Origin of the sequence: Iodobacter sp. (assembly GCF_025352645.1) — a bacterium.
Classification (GTDB): domain Bacteria; phylum Pseudomonadota; class Gammaproteobacteria; order Burkholderiales; family Chitinibacteraceae; genus Iodobacter.
In genome coordinates this window covers 24,241-30,240 of record NZ_JANXSO010000131.1, presented here as the reverse complement: position 1 = coordinate 30,240, position 6,000 = coordinate 24,241, and the positions used below count along the sequence as shown (strand labels likewise).

Genomic DNA, 6,000 nt, shown 5'->3' with positions numbered 1-6,000 from the left:
GATCAAATAGCCTTGCTGATCGTAAACAAATAAGCTTGTGCCACTTGGTGCAACTTTCTTCACCCTTTGCCCAAGGGCATTGTAGGTGTAGCTAAGCGTAGCCGTGCCCTTGGTGGATTTGATTAAGCGGCCAGCGTTGTTATAAGTGAGCACCCAACCATTATCGTTAGCCCGATTACCTGCAGCATCGTAAGTGTAAGTGGCTTGATTTGCCCCAGTGGTTGAGAGCAGGCGATTGCTTTGGGTGTCGTGCTTATAATTTGTGGTTGCCGCGCCAATGGTTTGGTCGGTTCGGTTGCCGTTGAAGTCGTAATAGTAGTTAAAAGAAGTGCTATTACTGACGACCAAATTTAACCTGTCCATCACGTCATAGCTATATTGCTGGCTACGCTGTGGGGCGTTTACGTCCGTGATTTGGCGCAGATTGCTTACTGCATCGTAAGTATAAGTACGGCTGCCGTCGGCAAGCGTTTGCCCAGCAAGCAGGCCAGTGTTCTCTGCCACCCTTGCCCAAAGCTGACCATTACTCCAGCGCCAGCTTTGCACCCCCATATTGCCCGACCAAACGATTTGATCAAGCAGGGTTGCTCCATTGATTTGCACGCTGCTGATTTGCCCTGTGGCATTACGCAAATAGCTAATCATTGTGCCACTAGGATAGGTAATACGCTCCAGCTGACCACTACTATTAGATAAGTAAGCCACCGTGCCCACTACGGTGCCAATTTGGGTCTGCGTTTGAGCAAGATTTCCCTGTGCATCATAGCGATAGGCCGTGCCGCCACTTGGATCGGTGATACTGGCGAGTTTGCCTTTGAGCTGCGTATCGTAAGTAAAGCTCTGAACGCCATCGCCAAAGTTAATGCTGCTTACACGGCCCAGATCGTCGTAGCTGTACGTGGCGGTCTTTTTTCTGGCGTCAACGCGGGTTTTAAGCTGGCCGCTGGGGCTGCGGGTATAGCTGGTAGTGCCGGTATCGGGGCTGACTAATTTAATCAGGTCATCAAAACCGTTGTAGCTATAGCTGGTTTTAAAGCCTTCAGGATCGGTGACTTGCACCAGATTATCGCGGGCATCGTAGCTCATGAGCGTAGATTTACCCGCCGCATCAGTGCTTTTGCTGAGCCGATTTAAAGCATCGTACTCATAGCGCGTCACCCGCCCCAGCGGATCGGTGCTGGTCTGGCGGTTGCCGTTTGCGTCATAGCTGTAGCTATAGATCTGGCCTTTGGCATCCCATTCTTTTTCTAAACGGCCTAAAGCATCAAAACGCTGAAAGCGGCTAATTACAGCGGCATGAGTGGGCAAGGCACTGACGGATGATGCCGCGGGTGTGATTGCAGTGGGTGCAGCAAGCACACCCAAGCTGAGCATACTGCCCAAAATAGCGGGCAAGGTTTTAAGTAGCTTCATCGGTTTACCTCTGAAATATTATCGAGCAGGCTGAGTGGATTGCGCTTGCTGCACTTGCAGCAGGCCATTAGCGAGGGTGGCATCTGGATCGTATCGATCCACCTGCTCCTGTAAGCCCACTTTATTCAGGGTGTAAACCACACGATTGCCTTGGTTATCTTTCACTTCGTTCAGGCGATGTGCTGCATCGTAAAGATAGTTAATGACCAGCCCATCGGGTAGTGACGCTTGTTTTAATAAGCCGGTTGGCCAGTAGGAAAACTGGCTGAGGGCGCTCGCTGTTTGCTTGCTGATTAAGCGGTTTCGCGCGTCATAAGTCAGCGTCGATTTAATTCCATCTGGCGAAAGGATTTCTAATGGATTGCCATTGGCGTCATAACGGGTGAACTGAGTAATCTGCTGAGCAGGATTAGTTAGCGTCGTTAAATTACCTTGAGCATCGTATTGATAGCTACTGGTTTTACCATCTGGATCGGTGCTGGTTTTAACTTGCCCAAAATCGCCATAAGTCCAGCTCCAGCGGCGGGTTTGCCCGTCGGCGATGATGGCTTTATTCAGCAGATTGGCTTTGGCATCGTACACAAAGCTAGTAACACGGCCAGGCTCGATCACTTTAAGCAGTAAGCGCCATGTAGCATGCCATTCGGTGCTGATGATACGAGCAAGCGGTGTACCAGCGGCTTCGGTGCGGCTGGTTTCTAAATTACGCGCCAAATCGTAAACGTAGGTGGTTTTATTGCCGTTAAAGTCTGTACGGCTGGTGACATTGCCGTTGGCGTCGTAGAGCAGATTGTTGCTTGCTGCACTGCAGCCTGCGCCACCTGGTTGATCCTTGCCCTGCAAACGCCATGTTCCCGTGATCAATTTGAACTGATAGCGCCTTACCGATCCCAATGGATCTGTTTCTTCTGTCCAGCGCGTACCGCTGGCAGGATCACCGCCAAAATTAAGCGTAAATTTATCCACGCCACCAGCATGCTCGGACGAAATCGCCTGACCTTGCTCGTTGTAAGCCCACGAAGCAAAGCGCTGACCATTTTCATCGATTAGGCCAGTGAGTAAAGATGGATTACGGGTGTCTTCGTAGAGGTACTGACGACTGGTGTTGTCAGCATAAGTCGCCTTACTCAAACGCCCAGCATCGTAAGCATAAGAAGCAACGGTTACTTCATTTGCTTGCACACTAGCTAAGTAAATAGAATTGCCATAGTTAAAAACTAATTTGTCCCCTAATTGATCCGATACTTGAATAAGACGGTCAGACTCATCATAAGCAAGTGTCACTATTGGAGCATTCAACTTGCTCATCTGAATTAGCTTTCCCTGCTTATTATAACTTTCAGTGTTAATACCATCTTTAATGGTAAAACCACTAGAAGAAATAACTAGCTTATAAGGATTATCTTCAGCAGCAACTTGAGGTTCACCATTGCTGTTAAATGCAAAATTTTTTCCATTTCCAAGCTCAAGTAAATAATGGCTAATCCCACTAGTTGCAGTACTGCTTACTACACCATAATAAGCAAGCCAATCTGGATCAACATCATTTGCCGGAGGAGGAAAATATGATAAAAGAGGAACAGAAGTAACACGTCTCATTAAAGAGTGTTTCCAACCAATACCTAGTCCTTGTTCAAAATTACTATTTCCATTGTAATATCGAGTGAATTTATTATTCTTCCCCCATATAAAATCAAACTCAATTTGAAGTTTGTTACCTGTTGCTGTATTTATGGGGTTACCCGAGCAAACGTTTGGGGTTCCCCGCTCTGGCTCCAAACATAAACCGTTAGGGCAAGGGATACGAGGCTGGCAGATGCTTGCTTTAGACAAATAAAATCCCGCATCACATTTGGGACGGCAAGATTGACTAACTGGGCCACGAAACTCATAGTCTGAACAATAAAAAAAATGACCATAATCAGAAGTAAACTGCCCCGTACGTAACCATCCAACCCCCTCCCCACTCACTAACCGATCTCGACAATACGCAGTATATTCAGGGTAATTTCTGCTACTAGCAAATTCAATACATGCACCAGTGGCTTTAGCTCTTGAATCGCAAGTATAGGTATATAGCTTGTTTGTTTCACCGCTATTCCTCACAACAACAGAACAAGCAATCGCTGCTGGCGCAAAAAAACAAAACAAAACAACAAATAAAAAATTTCTCATTAAATTCACACCCAAAACGAAGCATACAATTTATTCAACAAGCCTGTAATTACCCAAAAGGCCTCTAGAAAAACACTACACGACTTAAACCAACAAAAAAACAACACATAGACTTATATTAATTCATACGTCAATCAAATCAACAACACTATTTATTTTTTAGCCAGACGTTACACCCCATCCTATTTAGGCTCGCCTACTTAAAAAAATCACCCATATTGAATGTTTAAAAAAAATCCTTTCAGAATCTAAAATTGAAAAACAGACTTGAGAGCTAGATTTACATGAATTTTATCTATGTATAAATAAGGTGTATTACATCAATACATTCAGAGTGCAACAAAATTCATCCTCGCCATTTTAAAAATTAAAAAAGGGGTGAGCACGATCTCTCGTGCTCACCCCTTTTTATTAATGCTTAATATTTAAGCCTTGTTATACCGCAACGCCATTTTCTCTAGCGATACCGGTTTCATTTTCTCTGCCATCCCTGCCGCGCCAAAGGCGTCGTAGCGGGCTTCGCATATTTCGCGCATGGCGACGATGGCGGGTTTTAGGTAGGCGCGGGGGTCGAAATCTGCGGGGTGCATGGCCAAGTGGCGGCGGATGGCGGCGGTCATGGCCAGGCGCAAATCGGTGTCGATATTGATTTTGCGCACGCCGTACTGGATGGCGCGGCGGATTTCTTCTACGGGAACTCCCCATGTAGGTTTCAACTCTCCACCGTATTTGCGCATTTCTTCGAGCAATTCTTGCGGCACACTAGATGAGCCGTGCATCACCAGATGCACATCGGGGATTGCGGCGTTAATGGCGCGCACGCGATCAATTGCCAATACTTCGCCGCAGGGTGGCTTGGTGAATTTATATGCGCCGTGGCTGGTGCCGATGGCAATCGCCAGTGCATCTACGCCGGTGGCTTTCACAAAAGCCAGCGCTTCTTGCGGATCAGTCAGCATTTCGGCATGGCTTAAGACGCGGTTTGCACCTACGCCGTCTTCTTCTTCGCCCATGCCGGTTTCTAAGCTACCCAAACAGCCCAGCTCGCCTTCTACCGATACGCCACAAGAGTGGGCCATGCGTACCACTTCGGCCGTCACCGCAGCATTGTAGGCGTAGTCTGATGGTGTCTTGCCGTCTTGCAATAAGGAGCCATCCATCATCACGCTGGTAAAGCCCATCTTGATTGCAGTTAAGCAAACAGCGGGGCTAACGCCGTGATCCTGGTGCATTACGATAGGCAGATGCGGGTAGCTGGCTACTGCGCCTTCGATCAGCGTTTTTAAAAACTGCTCGCCTGCATATTTACGCGCACCGGCACTGGCCTGCAGGATAACCGGGCTGGATGTAGCATCAGCGGCTTGCAAAATAGCCTGAACTTGTTCGAGGTTATTTACGTTGAATGCGGGTACGCCGTAACCGTGTTCGGCGGCGTGATCGAGAACTTGGCGAAGGGATACGAGTGACATGGCTAAGATCCAGAAAAAGGTTGCTGCGATGCAACACATAGTAGATCTATATCCGCTTCAGCCCAATTCGGAATTACGGCATTCGGAATTACATCATTCGGGAAAACGCTAAAACCACTCTGCCAAGCTTTAAGTGGCAGAACTAACTGAATTTGCCACGCTACGGTGGCTAGCAAAGCCACTACACTGCAAAACCACCCAACCAAAACATGACTTCGACATACTCCATGTATGGTGAGTAATACCACTTGCAGTGAAAAGCCGCAGCTTTGCACTTACCATGCCTCGTTTAAAAAGGCCCGTTTGATTCGCGCAGCTGATCGGGCAAACCATCATGATCCCCCAGTGGCTGCTTAGGCGCGTCGTGCCAGTGAAAATCGCCATTGACGAGGTTTTTCTTGGCGTCCAGTGGGTAATCCACTTTATTATCGGCGCGGTTGGTGTCGCCCACCGCCAGCAGGCGGACATCCGTCTTGGTATTGTTAATAAAGGTATGGGCGATGCCGGTGCCTGGCACAAACCCCACCCCATCGCCAGGAGCTAAGCGATGCAAGACACCATCTACCCAGCAATCGGGAGTGCCTTCAATCACGTAAATAAACTCTTCTTCGGTTTTTTCAGCATGCGGCCATGAGGTGCGACGGCCAGGCGGCAATAGCTCGTGATGGATACCAAGGCGGGTCAGGCCAAAAGTGCGGCCAAAGGGCGAGCCTATGGATAGTTTTTCTTGGCTATTGGCATAACAGGCATTATCTTCCGCCTGAATTTCTTGCCAGTGTTTGATAAAAGGGGGCCGAGTTGTCATTGCTTATCCTCTTCTCTAAATTTAAGCAGGCGAAAAAAACGCCAGCATCGTTGCTGGCGTTAATCTTACTGAGAGTACAGAAGTGCCGTCTATAAAAGACGTAAAACCATCTCTACGTTTTCACTTTTAGGGTGGGCA

At 47.9% G+C, this 6,000-nt stretch carries 4 protein-coding genes; all 4 read right to left on the bottom strand.

Translation table 11 applies throughout. The annotated features are described in order from the left end of the window. The coding region (locus Q0R17_RS15250; protein WP_374759878.1) for a hypothetical protein at window positions 1-1,413 on the bottom strand (1,413 nt) is incomplete at its 3' end. An 18-nt stretch (window positions 1,414-1,431) separates the two neighbouring features. Continuing rightward, the gene (locus tag Q0R17_RS15245; protein WP_293936303.1) at window positions 1,432-3,588 is read right to left on the bottom strand and encodes a DUF6531 domain-containing protein; all 2,157 of its coding nucleotides are present in this window, start codon (window positions 3,586-3,588) and stop codon (window positions 1,432-1,434) included. Between the two features lie 425 nt (window positions 3,589-4,013). Then, a complete protein-coding gene (gene fba, locus Q0R17_RS15240; RefSeq protein WP_293936300.1) occupies window positions 4,014-5,057 on the bottom strand; it encodes a class II fructose-bisphosphate aldolase in 1,044 nt (347 codons plus the stop codon). A gap of 289 nt (window positions 5,058-5,346) precedes the next feature. Continuing rightward, entirely contained in the window at window positions 5,347-5,862 is a 516-nt protein-coding gene (locus Q0R17_RS15235; protein ID WP_293936298.1) for a cupin domain-containing protein, read from the bottom strand. Between the last annotated feature and the right edge of the window lie 138 nt (window positions 5,863-6,000).